This window comes from Streptomyces sp. NPDC046862, assembly GCF_040704615.1.
In the GTDB taxonomy this organism is placed as follows: Bacteria; Actinomycetota; Actinomycetes; order Streptomycetales; family Streptomycetaceae; genus Streptomyces.
Genome location: NZ_JBEYXP010000007.1, coordinates 229,086 through 245,461, shown reverse-complemented (window position 1 = coordinate 245,461; position 16,376 = coordinate 229,086). Strand labels below are relative to the sequence as shown.

17 protein-coding genes are annotated in these 16,376 nt (G+C 71.5%); 12 read left to right on the top strand and 5 right to left on the bottom strand.

From position 1 onward, the window contains the following. The first annotated feature begins 56 nt into the window (after positions 1–56). From AB0959_RS10465 to AB0959_RS10430, 8 genes are all read left to right on the top strand, one after another. Positions 57–824 (top strand): hypothetical protein, encoded by a 768-nt coding sequence (locus AB0959_RS10465; RefSeq protein WP_366825924.1) that lies wholly within the window; start codon positions 57–59, stop codon positions 822–824. 105 nt (positions 825–929) lie between these two features. Further along, entirely contained in the window at positions 930–1,460 is a 531-nt protein-coding gene (locus AB0959_RS10460) for a sigma-70 family RNA polymerase sigma factor (protein ID WP_366825923.1), read from the top strand. Between the two features lie 17 nt (positions 1,461–1,477). Beyond that, entirely contained in the window at positions 1,478–2,269 is a 792-nt protein-coding gene (locus AB0959_RS10455; RefSeq protein WP_366825922.1) for a hypothetical protein, read from the top strand. Between the two features lie 232 nt (positions 2,270–2,501). Then, positions 2,502–4,463, top strand: a complete 1,962-nt coding sequence (locus tag AB0959_RS10450; protein ID WP_366825921.1) for a protein kinase — start codon at positions 2,502–2,504, stop codon at positions 4,461–4,463. Between the two features lie 100 nt (positions 4,464–4,563). Then, positions 4,564–6,000, top strand: coding sequence for a M28 family metallopeptidase (locus AB0959_RS10445; protein WP_366825920.1), 1,437 nt, complete (start codon positions 4,564–4,566; stop codon positions 5,998–6,000). A gap of 328 nt (positions 6,001–6,328) precedes the next feature. Next, positions 6,329–7,363, top strand: a complete 1,035-nt coding sequence (locus tag AB0959_RS10440; protein ID WP_366825983.1) for a DUF418 domain-containing protein — start codon at positions 6,329–6,331, stop codon at positions 7,361–7,363. A gap of 13 nt (positions 7,364–7,376) precedes the next feature. Next, the gene (locus tag AB0959_RS10435) at positions 7,377–8,615 is read left to right on the top strand and encodes a histidine kinase (RefSeq protein WP_366825919.1); all 1,239 of its coding nucleotides are present in this window, start codon (positions 7,377–7,379) and stop codon (positions 8,613–8,615) included. Next, positions 8,612–9,274, top strand: a complete 663-nt coding sequence (locus AB0959_RS10430) for a response regulator transcription factor (protein WP_366825918.1) — start codon at positions 8,612–8,614, stop codon at positions 9,272–9,274. Before AB0959_RS10435 ends, AB0959_RS10430 begins: the two co-directional genes overlap by 4 nt. Positions 9,275–9,483: 209 nt before the next feature. On the opposite strand, the gene AB0959_RS10425 is transcribed toward AB0959_RS10430, so the two are convergent. Further along, the gene (locus tag AB0959_RS10425) at positions 9,484–10,239 is read right to left on the bottom strand and encodes an SLATT domain-containing protein (protein ID WP_366825917.1); all 756 of its coding nucleotides are present in this window, start codon (positions 10,237–10,239) and stop codon (positions 9,484–9,486) included. 310 nt (positions 10,240–10,549) lie between these two features. Here AB0959_RS10425 and AB0959_RS10420 point away from each other — a divergent pair, with 310 nt between their 5' ends. From AB0959_RS10420 to AB0959_RS10410, 3 genes are all read left to right on the top strand, one after another. Further along, positions 10,550–10,891, top strand: a complete 342-nt coding sequence (locus AB0959_RS10420; RefSeq protein ID WP_322723206.1) for a YbaB/EbfC family nucleoid-associated protein — start codon at positions 10,550–10,552, stop codon at positions 10,889–10,891. A 153-nt stretch (positions 10,892–11,044) separates the two neighbouring features. Beyond that, the gene (gene recR / locus AB0959_RS10415; RefSeq protein WP_131563726.1) at positions 11,045–11,644 is read left to right on the top strand and encodes a recombination mediator RecR; all 600 of its coding nucleotides are present in this window, start codon (positions 11,045–11,047) and stop codon (positions 11,642–11,644) included. Continuing rightward, positions 11,637–12,299 carry a DUF5063 domain-containing protein gene (locus AB0959_RS10410; RefSeq protein ID WP_366825916.1) on the top strand — a complete coding sequence of 221 codons (663 nt, stop codon included), beginning with the start codon at positions 11,637–11,639 and terminating at the stop codon, positions 12,297–12,299. The genes recR and AB0959_RS10410 overlap by 8 nt, the downstream gene beginning before the upstream one ends. Positions 12,300–12,398: 99 nt before the next feature. Here the strand turns inward: AB0959_RS10410 and AB0959_RS10405 are convergent, their stop codons facing one another. Then, positions 12,399–13,136, bottom strand: a complete 738-nt coding sequence (locus tag AB0959_RS10405) for a sulfite exporter TauE/SafE family protein (RefSeq protein WP_366825915.1) — start codon at positions 13,134–13,136, stop codon at positions 12,399–12,401. Between the two features lie 33 nt (positions 13,137–13,169). Beyond that, positions 13,170–13,301 carry a hypothetical protein gene (locus tag AB0959_RS10400; RefSeq protein WP_366825914.1) on the bottom strand — a complete coding sequence of 44 codons (132 nt, stop codon included), beginning with the start codon at positions 13,299–13,301 and terminating at the stop codon, positions 13,170–13,172. A 468-nt stretch (positions 13,302–13,769) separates the two neighbouring features. On the opposite strand from AB0959_RS10400, the gene AB0959_RS10395 reads away from it, so the two are divergent. Next, positions 13,770–14,273, top strand: a complete 504-nt coding sequence (locus tag AB0959_RS10395) for an SgcJ/EcaC family oxidoreductase (protein WP_366825913.1) — start codon at positions 13,770–13,772, stop codon at positions 14,271–14,273. Between the two features lie 3 nt (positions 14,274–14,276). On the opposite strand, the gene AB0959_RS10390 is transcribed toward AB0959_RS10395, so the two are convergent. After that, positions 14,277–15,680, bottom strand: a complete 1,404-nt coding sequence (locus AB0959_RS10390; protein ID WP_366825912.1) for a HAMP domain-containing sensor histidine kinase — start codon at positions 15,678–15,680, stop codon at positions 14,277–14,279. Then, positions 15,677–16,372 (bottom strand): response regulator transcription factor, encoded by a 696-nt coding sequence (locus tag AB0959_RS10385; protein ID WP_366825911.1) that lies wholly within the window; start codon positions 16,370–16,372, stop codon positions 15,677–15,679. The genes AB0959_RS10390 and AB0959_RS10385 overlap by 4 nt, the downstream gene beginning before the upstream one ends. Positions 16,373–16,376: the final 4 nt, after the last annotated feature.

Genomic DNA, 16,376 nt, shown 5'->3' with positions numbered 1-16,376 from the left:
GACCTGTCAACCTGTCCTGATCATCCCTGATCATCGGAACCTCGTGAGGTGTCTGCATGTTCCTGTCGTCCCGGATCGGCCGGTCGGCTGCCGCCGCGCTGCTGACCACCGGCGCTCTGCTGGGCGCCGCCGCCCCGATCGCCGCCCAGCCCTGCCTGACCGAAGGCTGCACGGCGCAACGGACCGCCGTCCAGGCGCCGGACGGGCCGAGGGCCGGTTCCGCGGTCGCCACACCCCGGCCAGGAGCGCTCTCGGTCGCCCGGGCCCGCGGTCTGCCGCTCGGGACGGTGGTCACCGTGGAGGGTTCGGTGACCACTCCCTCCGGAGCCTTCGCGTCGAGCTTCGGCGACCAGGGCTTCGGCCTCCAGGACAGGACCGCCGGCATCTACGTCAGCCTGCCGACCGACGTGGACGCGGCCCCCTATCGGCACGTGCGCGTCACCGGCACGCTCCAGGACAAGTCGGGGCTGCTCACCCTGGTGCCGTCCGGCCGGTCCGACGTGGAGCTCGGCGACCGGGGCCGGGCGGTGAAACCGAGGTGGGTCAGAACCGCGGCGGTGGGCGAGCGGACCGAGGGGCGGCTCGTCACGGTCGCCGGCAGGGTCACCCAGGCCCCGACGAGCGACCTCCCCTACGGCTACAAGTTCTCCGTCGACGACGGTTCGGGCGAGTTGCTGGTCTTCGTGAATGTGGAGACGGACATCGACGTCTCCGGCCTGAAGCAGGGCGACGTGGTGCGCGTGACCGGCTTCAGCAGCCAGTTCGGCACCCACTACGAGATCGACCCGCGCGGCCCGCGGGACCTCGCGGTCATCGGGTCGTAGCGCGAAAGGTCTCGTCCTCACTCCTGTCGCAACTCCTGTCGCACAACTCCTGTTGCACACGCCTCGGTCGCGGACACGTAGGGGCAGAAGCTACGGAAGGAAGCCATGCCCATCGAGACCAAGGCCCAGTTCACGGACGTGTACCGGGCGCACTACGAGGACGTGCTGCGGTTCGTGCGCCGGCGTGCCCACCCGATGAACGTCGACGACATCGTCGGAGAGACGTTCCTCACCGCGTGGCGCCGCCGGCGCGAGCTGCCGGAGAACCCGCGGCCCTGGCTGTTCGGCACGGCACGCATGGTGATGCTGAACGCGCACCGCGGCATGCGCCGGCAGTCCGCGCTCGTGGTGCACATCCAGCAGACCACCGAAACCGGCTCCCACGCCCGGGCGCTCGACACGACGGCCCAGGTGGACAGCCGGATGGATCTCGTCGCCGCCTGGAAGGAACTGCTCCCGGCCGACCAGGAGGTCCTCGCGCTGCACGTCTGGGAGGGGCTCGCCGCCAAGGACGCGGCGAAGGTCCTCGGCTGCACCCGCGCCGCCTACGCCATGCGCCTGACCCGCGCGAGGCGGCGTCTCGCCGGCCGGCTCACCGCATCCACCGCCTCGCCCGTCCTCGCCCCGACGCACTGAACAGGAACCGAAGACTCATGAACAACGACCTTCTCTCCCGCCTCGCGGAGCTCGACGCCGCATCGCGCCCCGAACCGTCCGCCGCCGACATCGACCGCGAGGAGCGGCTGCTGCGGACCATCCTGAGCGACACCGAGAAGCCCGGCCGCCCGGCCGGCGCCGCGTTCCGCCGCCCGCTCGTGCGGCGCCTCGCGTTCACGGCGGTCGGCGCGCTCGCCGCGGGCGCGGCCGTGGTGGCGGCGACGCTGGGGGGTGGCCTGCTCCGCGGCGGTGGCGGACCGCTGTCCTCGTCGGAACTGGCCAGCTGGACCAGCTCTCCCCACAGCCTGGACCCCGCGAGCAGCGAAGGGTCGGCCGCCGAGAAGCGGTGCCTGGACTTCACGAAGGACTTCGCCGGCGCCGGGGCCCGCCCCGGGATCAGCAACGCGGAGATCCGCGGATCCGTCGGTTCCATGATCATCACGCGGGCGGGCAACGCCGTGTACTGCCTGATGGGTTCGGACGGCTCCGGCATCGGGATGGCCGTCAGCCCGGTCGTGAAGCTCCCCGCCGACCAGATCGACCTGGACACCTACGGCTCCCGGGGCGAGGACGAGGGACTGCTGAACTACGCGCTCGGGTCGGCGGGCTCCGACGTCAAGGAGGTCACCCTGCACGACCGGGGGAAGACCATCCGCGCCCTGGTGGAGGACGGCCGGTGGACCGCCTGGTGGCCGAAGGGCCACCCCACGGGCCTGCTCACCGGAACGTTCACCCTCACCTTCAAGGACGGCACGACCCGCACGATCGACGCGGCCAAGGTGACGTGACGCCGCCAAGGTTGACGTGACGCCGCCAAGGTTGACGTGACGCCGCCAAGGTGAAGTGACGCCGCCAAGGTGAAGTGACGCCGCCGCGAAGGTGAAGTGACGTCGGGAGGGGGCCAGGCGCCGGCCCCGTCCCCGGCTGTTACGAAACCGTCGAAACCACCCACCTCATCTCCCCGGACCGCCGCACTATCCTCGGTCTGTTGCACATGCTCGGGGGGAAGGTGGCGCGGCGATGGAGAAGCTCGGCGCCGGGGAACCGCAACGGATCGGTGCGTACCGGCTGCTAGCGCGGCTGGGCGCGGGCGGGATGGGCCACGTGTACCTGGCCCGGTCCGACCGCGGACGTACCGTCGCCGTGAAGCTGGTCCGGCAGGAACTCGCCGAACAGGAGGAGTTCCGGGCCCGGTTCCGGCAGGAGGTCGAGGCCGCGCGGCGGGTCGGCGGGTACTGGACGGCCCCGGTTCTCGACGCGGACACCGAGGCCGCCATTCCCTGGGTGGCCACCGGGTACGTCGCCGGGCCGAGCCTGCAGACCGTCGTCGGGCACGACCACGGTGCCCTGCCCGAGCGTTCCGTGCGGATCCTCGCCGCCGGGCTCGCCCACGCGCTCAAGGACATCCACGCGGCCGGGATCGTCCACCGCGACCTCAAGCCGTCCAACGTGCTGGTGACCATCGACGGGCCCCGGGTCATCGACTTCGGGATCGCCCGCGCCCTGGAGACCGTCACCGACGGCGGGCTGACACGGACGGGCGCGCTCGTCGGGTCACCGGGGTTCATGGCGCCCGAGCAGGTGCGCGGGGACCGGATCACCCCCGCGTGCGACGTCTTCTGCCTGGGCTCCGTCCTCGCGTACGCCGCGACCGGCGCCCTCCCCTTCGGGGCCGCCACCTCCGGTGTGCACGCGCTGATGTTCCGCATCGCGCAGGAGGAGCCCGACCTGTCGGACCTGCCGGAGGGGCTCGCCGACCTCGTACGGGACTGTCTGCGCAAGGACCCCGCGGCCCGGCCCACGCTCGACCGGATCCTGGCGCGCACGGGCGCCGAGGACACGGTCCTGGCCGGCCGCTCCCGGGACCCGTGGCTGCCGAGCGCCCTGGTCGCCCAACTCGGGCGGCACGCGGTGCGGTTGCTGGACACGGAGAACCCGGAGGAGCCCGCCGGACCGGGCACGGGACAGCCGGACACGGGCCGGCCGGACACGGGCCGGGCAGCGGCGACAGGAGAGGCAGCACCCGCCGCCCCCGAAGCCCCCGCCTCATCCCCGGAGCACGCCTCCGCCGCATCCCCGGAGGCGTCCCCCGAACACGCCCCGGCCCCGCCCCCGCCCGGGCAGCCCGGCGCGGGCGGACTGGACCGGCTGCCCACCCAGGTCGCGGGCCCCGGCCAGACGCCCCCGCCGGCGCTGCCGCCCGCCGCGTACGGCTACCCCCAGCAGCACCCGCAACCCTCCGCGTACGGCTATCCCCAGCAGTCCCCGCAACACGGCGGCTACGGTCCGTACGCACCCGCCATGGGGTCGACCCCGCCCTACGGCCCCCCGGCGGGCCCGCTCGGGCCGACTCCTCCGTACGGGCCGTACGGGCCGGGTGGCACCCTCCCGCAGCCTGGGCCCCCGCGCAGAGACGGCCGCTCCACGGCGGCGCTCGTCGCGGTCGCGCTGGTCGTCGCGCTCGGGGCCGGCGGTTCGGTGTACGCGCTGATGAAGGGCGGCTCCGGCCAGAAGGACGACGACAAGGCGTCCCCGACGACGAGCGCGCCCACCACCCCAGGCCCGGGCACGTCCGGGCCCTCGACCTCACCGGCCGGCGGGAACCCCACCACCCCGGGCCCCGAGGACGGCACGGTCCCGGCCGAGTACCTCGGCACCTGGGACGCGGCCATCGACAACGCCGGCGGGCACCACACACGCCGCCTGGTCATCCGGCAGGGCGAGGTCGGCGACAGGGTCCTCTCCCTCACGGCGGACGGGCCGGCCGGGAGCGGCACGTACCACTGCGTGTTCGAGGCCGAACTGGCGTCGGCCCCGAGCGGCGGCGGCCCTCTGGAGATCGGCCCCTCCACCGTCACGGTCGGCCCGGCGACCACCTGTTCCCCGGGCGCCGCCTCCGAGGTCACGATCCGCCCCGACGGCCGTCTGCGCCGCGTGAACTCGGACTCGGGGGACGCGCTGACGTACGCGAAGGCGGGCTGAAGTCCCCTGCACCGCAGGCCACTTGAGGCACTCTTGCTCCGGCTGGACGCGTCCACAACCATGGCACCGTTGGCACGCCCCGGCTGCTCGCGGAGGACGCATGCGCCCCAGCAGGAGAACGGTTCTGACGGCCACCGCCGCCGCGGGGGTGACGACCACGGCGACCACGGCCGCATCCGCGACCGCATCCGCCTCCGCCTCCGCCTCCGCGGCAGCGAGGACAGCGGACGCGAACACGGACCGCCCACCGGCCACCGCCCAACGCCCTTCCGGCGAACTCCGCGCCCTCTTACGGGAGATCGACCCCGACCGCATCGAGGCGACGGTCCGCAAGCTGGTCTCCTTCGGTACCCGCCACACCCTGTCGACGCAGGACGACCCCGAGCGCGGCATCGGCGCGGCACGCGACTGGATCGCGGCCGAGATGCGGTCGTACGCGGCGGCCTCGGGCGGCCGGATGACGGTGGACCTCCAGTCGTACGTCCAGGAGCCGGCGAGCCGTATCCCGGTGGCGACCCGCATCACCAACGTGGTCGCGACGCTGCGGGGTTCGGTGACCCCGGAGAGGGTGTACGTCGTGTCGGGGCACTACGACTCGCGGGCGTCGGACGTCATGGACGCCACCTCCGACGCGCCGGGCGCGGACGACGACGCCTCCGGGGTGGCCGTCGCCATGGAGCTGGCCCGGGTGATGGCGCGGCGCCGGCCGGCCTCGACGATCGTGTTCGCGGCGGTGGCGGGGGAGGAGCAGGGGCTGTACGGGGCGGCGTACATGGCGCAGCAGTACAAGGCGGCCGGTACGGACGTCCAGGGCATGTTCACCAACGACATCGTGGGCAGCTCGACGGCGGACGACGGGACGCGCGACCCGTACACGATCCGCCTCTTCGCGGAGGGTGTGCCGTCGTCCGAGACCCCGGAGGAGGCGGCCGTCCGCCGCTCGGTGGGCGGCGAGAACGACTCCCCGTCCCGCCAACTGGCCCGCTTCGTCCGGGACGTGGCGGACAACGACGCGACGGGCATGAACGTCCGTGTGATCTACCGCCGTGACCGCTACCGCCGGGGCGGCGACCACATCCCCTTCCTCGAACGGGCCTATCCCGCGGCCCGCTTCACGGAACCCGCGGAGGACTTCGCCCACCAGCACCAGGACGTGCGAGTGGAGGGCGGCAAGCAGTACGGCGACCTCCCGGAGTTCTGCGACTTCGCCTTCACCGCGCGCGTCGCCAGGGTGAACGCGGCCGCCCTGTGGACGCTGGCGCAGGCCCCCGGGGTCCCGCGTGACGCCAGGATCGTCACGTCCACTCTCACGAATGCCACGCAGCTGACCTGGAGCCGGGGCACCGAGCCCGATCTCGCGGGGTACGAGATCGTCTGGCGCGAGACGACGGCGCCCGAGTGGACGCATGTGGTCGCGGCGGGCGACGTCACGTCGTACGAGGTCGATCTGTCCAAGGACAACGTCTTCTTCGGCGTACGAGCGGTGAACCGGTCGGGGCTGCGCGGCCCGGTGGCGTTCCCGGCACCGCAGACCTGAGAGATCCTCCCCCAAAGTGATGAGGAATGTTCCGCTCTTTCTGCCGAGGCGCCCGACGGCTCGGTCGCCCTAGCCTCCGGACATGCGAAAGGCCAATTCAGCCGGGCGTGTTCACTCCTTGGACGTGCTCCGTGGAACAGCGATCATTGGTACGTTGCTGACGAACATCTGGATCTTCGCTTCCCAGTCGTGGGGCTCGTCGGAGATCAGAGGTGAAGCCTGGACCGGCCTGTTCGGGGAAGCCTGGCAAACGGGCATATCCGATGTCTCGACCATGCTTTCCAACGGGAAGTTCCTTTCCCTCCTGTCGATTCTCTTCGGCGTGGGAATGGCCATACAGTTCGAATCGGCGCTCCGCCACGGACATCGGTGGCCATGGCGCTACGAGTGGCGTTCGCTGCTGCTCCTGGCGGACGGCTTCCTGCACTTCGCGCTGGTCGTGGAATTCGACATCCTCATGGGCTACGCGCTGGTGGCGATAGTGGTCGCTCCTCTCCTCAGGCTGCGGACCCGCTGGCTGGTCCTCGCCGCGGTACTGGCCGCAGCGTTCCATCTGTACATGCAGATCCGCGATGTGAGGGCGTCGTTGGCCCCCCTCCCCGTGTCCGAGGAACGCTTGCCGGCGGAACTCCCCGCCGGTGTCGGGGGTGGCGAATCCTGGTCCCAGCCCCTCACCTATGTCGATGAGGTCGCGTACCGGGTCGGCAATTTCTGGGAGCTGCGGTTCGAGGCATTCCAGATCGCTCCCCCGCTGTCGGCCTTCCTGTTCATCATGGGGGCCCTGCTGTGGCGCGCGGGGCTGTTCAAGGCGGACGAGCGCGCCAAACGGCTCAGCAACTGGTTGGCCGTGGGCGGCTTGGGCGTGGGCGTGCCGCTGATGCTGTGGACCTATTTCGGGCTGCCCGGCTCCGTGGTCCTCGAGTCCCTGTCCCGGTACACCGTCGCCCCGATCGTGGCCTTCGGATATCTGGGACTCGTCCTTGTCCTGTTGCGGCGCGGCGGCGGAAAGGGTTTCCTCTCCCGCCAACTGGCCGCGGTGGGCCGGACCGCTCTGTCCTGCTACATGCTGCAGAACGTCATCGCCATGGTCGCCTTCAACGCGTGGGGTCTCCGCCTGGGCCCGTTGGACAGTGTCGGAACGATCGTCGCCTGGGCGGTGATCAGCGGGATACTGATGCTCGCCGCGTCCGTCTGGCTACGGCGTTTCCCGCAGGGGCCGTTCGAGCTGGTGTGGAAGGCCGCGGTCGAGGCGCCGTTCCGCCGCCGGGACCGCAGGCGCGCCGACGAGGCCGTGGCACGGCAGCAACGGGAGTCGACGGGCCGGCATCCCCACGACAGCAACGTCCCGTCAGGGGCGCCGTAACGAAAGAGCCCTCATGCCCCACACGTCGAGCAGTCCGCCCGCAGCCGTGGACCGCCGTATGGCCGACGCGTCCCGTTCGCACCGTGTGACGGTGGCCGCGCTGGTGGCCGTGGCGGCGGCGATCGACCTGGGCGACGTCTACTGGCTGGGGTTCACGGCGTACTGGCCGGTCGTCATCGTCGTCGCCGGGGCCGCACTGGGTGTGTCCGTGACGTGGCGCCGTACGCGTCCCGTGGCGGCTCTCGCGGTGGCCGGTCTGGGGTACCTGGTCGCGTGGGTGGGGTACGTCTCCCTTCCCGAGCCGGGGCTGCTGCCCACCATGGCGCAGGCCGCCGTGTGGGTGGTGGCGTTCAGTCAGGTCGCCGAGGGCACCAGCAGGATGCGGCTCATCGCCATCGCCGTGCTCGGCGCCTGTGTCGCTCTGGAAGCACTGCAGAACATCTGGCTGTTCGACGAAAGCGACACCCCGTTGGCGATGGTCCTCTTCGGCGCCATGACCTCCACATTCGTCCCGCTCGTCCTGTGCGCCGCCGCCGACGCCGTACGGGGCCGGGTCCAACTGGCCACCGCGCAGGCCGCGCAGGCAGAGCGGCTGCGGGAACTGGACGCACACGCCGCCGCACACGACGAACGGCTCCGCCTCGCCCGCGAGTTGCACGACGTCGTCGCCAACAGACTGAGCGCGGTGGCCATGCGGATCACCGCGGCCGGCCATGTCCGCAGCCTTCCCGCGACTTCTGAGAGCAAGGTCCTCGACGAGATCGGAAGGGAGATCGACACCGCACTCGGCGAGTTGCGCAGCATGCTGGGCACCCTGCGCAGCGACCGAGGGGGCGCGGACACCGCGGCCCCACCCTCGCTGCGGAACGTGGGGGAACTCGCCGACCTCGCCCGCCGGACCGGCGCCGAGGTGGACGTCGTCATCAAGGGAACCGCGGTGCCGCTGCCGAGCATGCTGGACCTGACCGCCTACCGAGTCCTCCAGGAGGCCCTCGCCAATGTGAGCCGCCATGCCCGGCCGCCGCACGCGACCGTCACGATCGACTACCAGCAGGACGGTGTGTACCTCCGTGTCGATGACGAAGGAACGCACGGGGGTCCGCACGGGGGACCGGCCGAGCCGCCGGGCCATGGAATCATCGGGATGCGCGAACGCGCGGCACTGTGCGGCGGCAGTGCCACCGCGGGAGCCCGCCCGGAAGGGGGCTGGACCGTCGAGGCGACACTGCCCCTGCCCGAGAGGACCATGTGACAGTCTCGATACTCCTCGCCGACGACCAGGACATGGTGCGCACCAGCATGCGCATCATGATCGATGTCGAACCCGACCTGGAAGTGGTCGGCGAAGCCGCCGACGGACACCTCGCGGTGGAACTGGCCGCCCGCCTCCGCCCGGATGTCGTGGTCATGGACATCCGGATGCCGCACACGGACGGCGTGACCGCCACACGCCAGATCACGAATCGGCCGGATGCCCCGGCCGTCCTGGCGCTGACGACCTTCGATCTCGACGAGTACCTCTTCGGCGTCCTCCGCGCGGGCGCCGCCGGCTTCGTCCTCAAGCACGACCCGGCCACCACCCTCCTGGAGGGCATCCGGGCGGTCGCCCGAGGGGAGGGCTTCGTCTCGCCGGGCCCCACCCGCAGACTGATCACCCGGGTGGCGAACGACGCCTCCGATCCCGTGTCCCTGCCCGACGGCCTGACTCCCCGGGAACGCGACGTACTCGCCCTCCTCGGGCAGGCGATGAGCAACACGCAGATCGCCCGAAGGCTGCACATCGAGGAGAGCACGGTCAAAACCCACGTCCAGAGCGTCCTCACCAAGCTGGACGTCCGGACCCGAGTCCAGGCGGCCCTCGTAGCGAGCCGAGCCGGACTGGTCGACGACCCCGGACCGCGCGGTTCATAGGGGCGCGGGCCGCGGGGAACCGCACGGCTTTCAGGGGCGCGGGGAACTGCGCGACCAGCCACCCCCAACCCGCACCAGCCCACCCACCCCCAGCACGCACCACCCCGGCACGCACCACCCCGGCACGCACCACCCCGGCACGCAGCCACCCACCCCCGCACGCACCCACCCCCCCCGCACGCACCCATCCCCGCACGCACCCACCCCCGTCACCGCGCCTCCGGCGGCCGCTGCCGCGGCATGTTCGGGCGTGCCGCCGGCGGCATGGGGAGACGGCCGTTCGGGGACGCCTCGGCCCGGCCCACACCCACACCCGCCGTCTGGATCCCCAACGGCGCGGCCCCCGTCCGGAACTCGATCATCCAGTCCGCCGTCTCGACCCGCACCAGCTCCGTGACGTCCTCGGAGAACCTCCGCAGCACCCCCAGACACCGCTCCGCCGCCTCGCTCGCCGTCCCCTCCGTGGGTCCCAGCACCTCCCGCACGCTCTCGGCCGCCCAGTCGAACTGCAGCGCCTGAAGCCGGCGCACCACGGCCTGAGCCGTGGCGACATCCCGTATCCAGCCGGACGTGACCCCGAAGAACCGGTCCCCGGCCACGCACGCGGCGCACAGCAGCAGCGACAGATAGCCCCAGGGGACCACCCCGCCGATCACCCCGGTCAGATCGAGCAGCGGCAGCGCCGCACCCGCGACCGCCCCGCACGCGGCCCCCACTCGCAGCACCCGCGCCGCCCGCCGCTTCCACACCCGGTCCGCGAGGTACCACGTCACCGTCTCCAGCGCACCCCGCTCGACCCACCGGTACAGCTCCTCCAGCCGCTCCGCGGGCTCCCCCCAGTCACCCGTGGGGAACGGCCTCCCGGTCAGATCACGACCCCCCGCCCACAGCCCCGCGCCATCGCCCCGCCCGTCGCCCCGCCCCTCCTGGGACGCTCCCTCGGGCTGCATCTCCGGCTGGCTCACCCGGCACTCCCTACTGCTGCACTACTGCTGACGACGTCGGCACACGGCCGACGGGGCGTAACGCTCCGTTCCTAGCGCCCCACGGACGGCAAAGGCGGCGCTTTCGTCGTTTTTCCGCCCGGACGAGGCCCTTGATCAGGTATCGGATCCCGTACGCGTCACTCGAAAGAGTGCTTGGGCGACGGCCACGCAGACCACGTAGGCTCGTGCCAGGCGGGAAACGGCCCGAAAGGGCCCCGCAACCCGTAGCAGGACCGGTAGAACCCGCAACGTGCAACCCGTAGCAGAGAACCCGCAAAGGGAGCTGATCGTGATCCCCGGTGGTGGCCAGCCCAACATGCAGCAGCTGCTTCAGCAGGCCCAGAAGATGCAGCAGGACCTGGCGAACGCGCAGGAGGAGCTCGCCAGGACCGAGGTGGACGGCCAGGCGGGCGGCGGCCTGGTGAAGGCCACGGTCACCGGCTCCGGCGAGCTGCGCGGCCTGGTCATCGACCCGAAGGCCGTCGACCCGGAGGACACCGAGACCCTCGCGGACCTGGTCGTCGCGGCGGTCCAGGCGGCCAACGAGAACGCGCAGGCGCTCCAGCAGCAGAAGCTGGGCCCTCTCGCCCAGGGCCTGGGCGGCAGCGGCATCCCCGGCCTGCCGTTCTGACGGAGCTGTTCTGACAGGACGACCGTTCTTGGGAGCGCCGTCCGGCACCGGCGCTCCCGGGCGCCCTCGACGCGATCCCCGACCTGCCTTTCTCAGACGGGCGAGGGCCAACTACCGTACGAACTGAAAGACTCCACGAAGGGCGGGCAGTCCGTGTACGAAGGCGTGGTCCAGGACCTCATCGACGAACTGGGGAGGCTCCCCGGCGTCGGTCCCAAGAGCGCGCAGCGGATCGCCTTCCACATCCTCCAGGCCGAGCCGACCGACGTACGCCGCCTCGCGCAGGCCCTCATGGAGGTCAAGGCCAAGGTCCGCTTCTGCGCGACCTGCGGGAACGTGGCGCAGGAGGAGCTGTGCGGCATCTGTCGCGACGCGCGCCGCGACCCCGCGGTGATCTGCGTGGTGGAGGAGCCGAAGGACGTGGTCGCGATCGAGCGCACCCGTGAGTTCCGCGGCCGCTACCACGTGCTCGGCGGAGCGATCAGCCCGATCGAGGGAGTCGGTCCGGACGACCTGAGGATCAGGGAGCTGCTGGCCCGCCTGGCGGACGGTACGGTCACGGAGCTCATCCTGGCCACGGACCCGAACCTGGAGGGCGAGGCGACCGCCACGTACCTCGCCCGCATGATCAAACCCATGGGCCTCAAGGTCACCCGCCTGGCCAGCGGCCTCCCGGTGGGCGGCGACCTGGAATACGCGGACGAGGTGACTCTCGGCCGCGCCTTCGAGGGGAGACGACTCCTAGATGTCTGACGCCACGCTGCACGCGACCAACCAGGACCCCGACGATTTCGCGGTCCAGATCGCGGACCAGGTAGAGAGCTTCCTCGTCGCCGTCACGGAGGTGGCGAAGGGCGACGAGCCGGAATCGGCGATCCCCTTCCTCCTCCTGGAGGTCTCGCAGCTCATGCTGGCCGGCGGCCGTCTCGGCGCGCACGAGGACTTCGTGCCGGAGGAGCGGTACGAGCCGGACATGGGCCCGGAGGCGGACGTGGACGAGCTCCGCGAGAACCTGGCGCGGCTGCTGGACCCGATCGACGTCTACTCCGAGGTCTTCGACCCCTACGAGCCCCGGAAGGCCCCGGTTCCGGCCCGTATCTCCGACGACCTCACCGACGTCATCACCGACCTCCGCCACGGCATGTCCCACTACCGCGCGGGCCGCACCACGGAGGCGCTGTGGTGGTGGCAGTTCTCGTACTTCTCCAACTGGGGCTCCACGGCGTCGGCCACACTCCGCGCCCTCCAGTCCCTGCTGGCCCACGTACGCCTGAACCAGCCGCTCGCGGAGCTGGACGGCCTGGACACCGACCAGGCGAGCATGGGCGACGAGACGCTCGAGTTCGAGGCCGGCCGGGTGATGGCGGAGGAGATCGCGGGGCCGCTGGGGCTGCGCAAGGTCAAGTAGCCTCCGGTGGTCCGGCTGCGACTCCGGCTCGGGCTTCATGATCAGGCCGGGTACCTGAAGGGAGTGCGGCCTCGATGGCGTCGCGCACGCGGTCGAGGCTCACATCCACAGCTCCCACAGCCCTTTGCCCAGAGCGCTCAGGCCCCCGCCGAGCGCGAGCAGCAGAACCAGGAGCCGCACGCGCTCCTCCGGTACGCGCCCCGCGAGAGCCCTCCCGACCAGGGCACCCACGGCCATCGCACCGGCGGCGAGCCCCCAGACGGGCGCGGCGAGGTCGGGGAGCCCGTTCGACGCGATGGACACGGCGTTGACGACGACCCCGTAGAACTGGGCGTTCGGCACGAACTCCCGCACGGTCCAGTCCGCGTTGAGGGCATACAGCGACACGGGTGGCCCACCGAGTCCGGCGGCGGAGTTCATGAACCCGCCGACACCTCCGGCGACGAGGGCCCCGCCGCCCCCGCGCAGGGCCCGCACCCGCGCACCCCGCATCACCAGCACGACGGCCGCGGTGACCAGGACCCCCATCGTGGCCATCAGTGCGGGCTCGGACAGCCGCCGCGCCACCCAGGTCCCCACCGGCACCGTGCACACGGCCGCGACGCACAACGGCACCATGGCGCCGAGCCGCACCCTCCGCCACCCGTCGGTCAGCCCCACGACACTGATGACCCCGGCGGCACAGTTGGCGAGCACGACCCCCTCGGCCGGACCCAGCACGAGCACGAGAGCGGGCACGGCGACGAGGGCGAAGCCCATGCCGGTGAGCCACTGCACGGAGGATCCGAGCAACACGATCACGGCCAGCAGCAGTTGGCCCACCCACTCGTCCGTCACGACTCGGGATCCTGCCCGGCCGAGCGGACGTGATCAATCCCCCGCGACTCCGAGCAGCGCCACCGGATCGACGTACGGCGCCGTCGGTGTCGGCTCGCTGTACCACCGCAGCGGCCACGTGTTCCCGTCCAGCGCGGGGATCCCGATGTACGTGACGGTACGCACGCCTCCTCTGAGCACCCGCACTACGGCCGGCAGGCCACGCGCGGCTCCTTGGGCGCCCTCACCCTCGCCGGCCACCTGCGCTGGATCAAGGAGCACATCACCGTGGAGGACAACTCCATGCGGTGGGTCACGAGGACGTACTGGTAAGCCGGAGGACGGCCGGCACCGGCACGAGGAGAAGCTCCCCTTCGGCGCCACCGTCAAGCTCCCCGACCCCGTGAACATCACGCCGGGCACCGAGCCCCTCAAGGCGTGGTTGGGCTGAGGGACCCACAACGACCGTGTGAGACGAGTGATGTGACGGTCACCGTACGTGCATTGGGGACACCCTGGACGTGCCCTGTACGTCCGTTGCACGGGCCCTAACCGGCCCCAGGCGAGTCTGGAGTCACTTCCACCGCGGAGAACGAACGAAGGCCGCGGAGGGAGCAATCCGAGCAACCTCACCAGACCGCACCGGAGTTCGCGATGACCCGTAAGACCCGTATACGCGCCGCACTCGTCACCGCCGCTGCCGTCGCCACCGCCGCCACGGTGACCGTCGGCGTCAGTGTGGCCGACCAGGACAAGGTCGCGCACGCCGGACCCACCAAGGCGCAGGTCACCAAGCTGTTCGACAACTGGAACGCGGCCCTGCAGACCGGCGACCCCGACAAGGTCGCGGACCTGTACGCGAAGGACGCGGTGCTCCTGCCCACCGTGTCCAACAAGGTCCGCACCGACCGCGCCGGCATCGTCGACTACTTCGAGCACTTCCTCGCCAACAAGCCGGTCGGCAAGAAGGTCGAGACGCACGTCAACGTCCTCGACGGCAACTCCGCCATCGACACCGGCGTGTACCAGTTCACGCTCACCGACCCCAAGTCCGGTGAGAAGAGCGTGGTCAAGGCGCGCTACACGTACGAGTACGAGAAGCGGAACGGGACGTGGCTGATCGTCAACCACCACTCCTCGAAGATGCCGGAAGGCTGATCGTCAGTCGGTCCGGTGAGACCCCCGCGGCGCGCCCCGCAGGTTGAGCGTCACGCACAGCCCGCCGCCGGGCGCGTCGCGCAGTGCGACCGTTCCGCCGTCGTCGGACACCAGCTGTCGGACGACGGCGAGACCGAGGCCGGAGCCGGTCCGTCCGGTGAGGCCCTGACCGCGCCAGAAGCGGTCGAAGGCGCGGGACTTCTCGGCATCCGACATGCCGGGCCCCTCGTCCAGCACCGACAGCACCACCTCGTCGCCCCGGGACTCGACCTCGACGGTGATCGTCCCGCCGTCCGGTGAGACCTCCAGGGCGTTCGACAGCACGTTGTCCAGGACCTGGTCCAGATGGCCGGGGCTGGCCAGCACAAGCAGCCGGCCGTCGGCACTCCCCCTGAGCGTGACGGTGACTCCGCGCTCGTCGGCGGCCGGCCTCCACACCGCGAGCCGTTCCTCGATCACGTCCCGGAGGGGGAGCGGCTCCACCGCCGCCACCTTGGCCTCCGCCCGCGCCAGCACCAGCAGGTCGTTGACCAGCCGGCTCATGCGGACGACCTCGGCCGTCGCCTGCTCGACGTCCTCCTTGACGTACTCGTCGTCGACACCGTCCGCGATGTTGTCCAGGGAGAGCCGCAGGGCCGTGAGCGGGGTGCGGAGCTGGTGGGAGGCGTCCGCGACGAAGATACGCTGTGCCGCGATCAGGGTGTCGAGGCGCTCCGCACCCTGGTTGAGCGTGCGCGCCAGGGTCTGTGTCTCCTGGGGGCCGGTGACGGGGGAACGGGCCGTCAGGTCACCGTCGCTGAACTTGCTCGCCATGTCGTTGAGCTGACGCAGCGGCCGGGTCAGCCGGCGGGCCACCCCGGCGCCGATCACGGCGGCCACGGCCAGGACGAGCACCGCGAGGATCGCCCGGAAGCCCCAGATCAGCCACAGCCGGTTGGTCATCTCCTGGGTGGAGTAGACGATCCGTACGGCTCCGACGGCCGGCCCCTCGTCGTCGTTTCCCTTTCCCTTCTCGTTCCCCGCCGTAGCCCTCTCGTGCGCGGGGACGGTGACCACGAGGTTCTTGCCCCAGATGAAGCGCGAGCCCCAGTCGGTCGTGGTCTCGCCCTTCTCCAGGGCCCCGGTCAGGGCGGCGTCCCCGGAGGGGCGCGGAAGGTCCGGCGCGCAGTCGTCCGTCGGCGTCACCTGGACCGTGCCCTCGGACGCGTCGGCCATCTCCCGCAGCGCCCTGCACGCGTCGGCGTTCCCGGCGCCCAGCAGCCGCGCCATGGTCGTCGCCTCGCGCTTGACCGAGGTCCCGGTGTCGCCCCGCAGCTGGTCGGTGAGCGTGAAGGCCACCGGGACGGTGAACAGGGCGATGGCGACCGCGACGAGCAGGACGTAACTGCGGATGAGCTGACGGATCATGACGGGCTGCCGTCACCCTCGTTGACGATCAGCCGGAACCCGACGCCCCGTACGGCCTCGATGGTGATCGCGCCCGCCAGCTTCCGCCGCAGCGCGGCCACGTGCACGTCGAGCGTCTTCGTCGGCCCGAACCAGTTCGCGTCCCAGACCGCCTCCATGATCTGCTCGCGCGACATCAGCGCGCCCGGCTCCTCGGTGAGGAAGGCGAGCAGGTCGTACTCCTTGGGCGCGAGGGCGACCTCCTCCCCGTCGAGGTGGACGCGGACCGCCTTGCGGTCGACGGTCAGGCGGGGCCCGTAGCGGTCGGGGCCCGCGGCGGGGGCGGTCTCGGAGGCGTGCGCCCGCACGCGTCGCATGACCGCCCGTATGCGGGCTATGACCTCGCGCACGCCGAACGGTTTGGACACGTAGTCGTCGGCGCCCAGCTCCAGGCCGACCACCCGGTCCGTCTCGTCGCTGCGGGCGCTGATCACGATGATCGGGACGTCGCCGCGGGCGCGGAGCGCCTTGCAGACGTCCAGACCGTCGGTGTCGGGCAGGCCGAGGTCCAGGAGGACGACGTCGTAGGGGCTCTCGTGGGCCAGGGCCGCCGCGCCCGTCGACACCCACTCCACCTCGAAGCCGTATCTCAGCAGACCGCGCCGGAGGGACTGGGCGACCGGCTCGTCGTCTTCCACCAGGAGTACGCGCACGGAA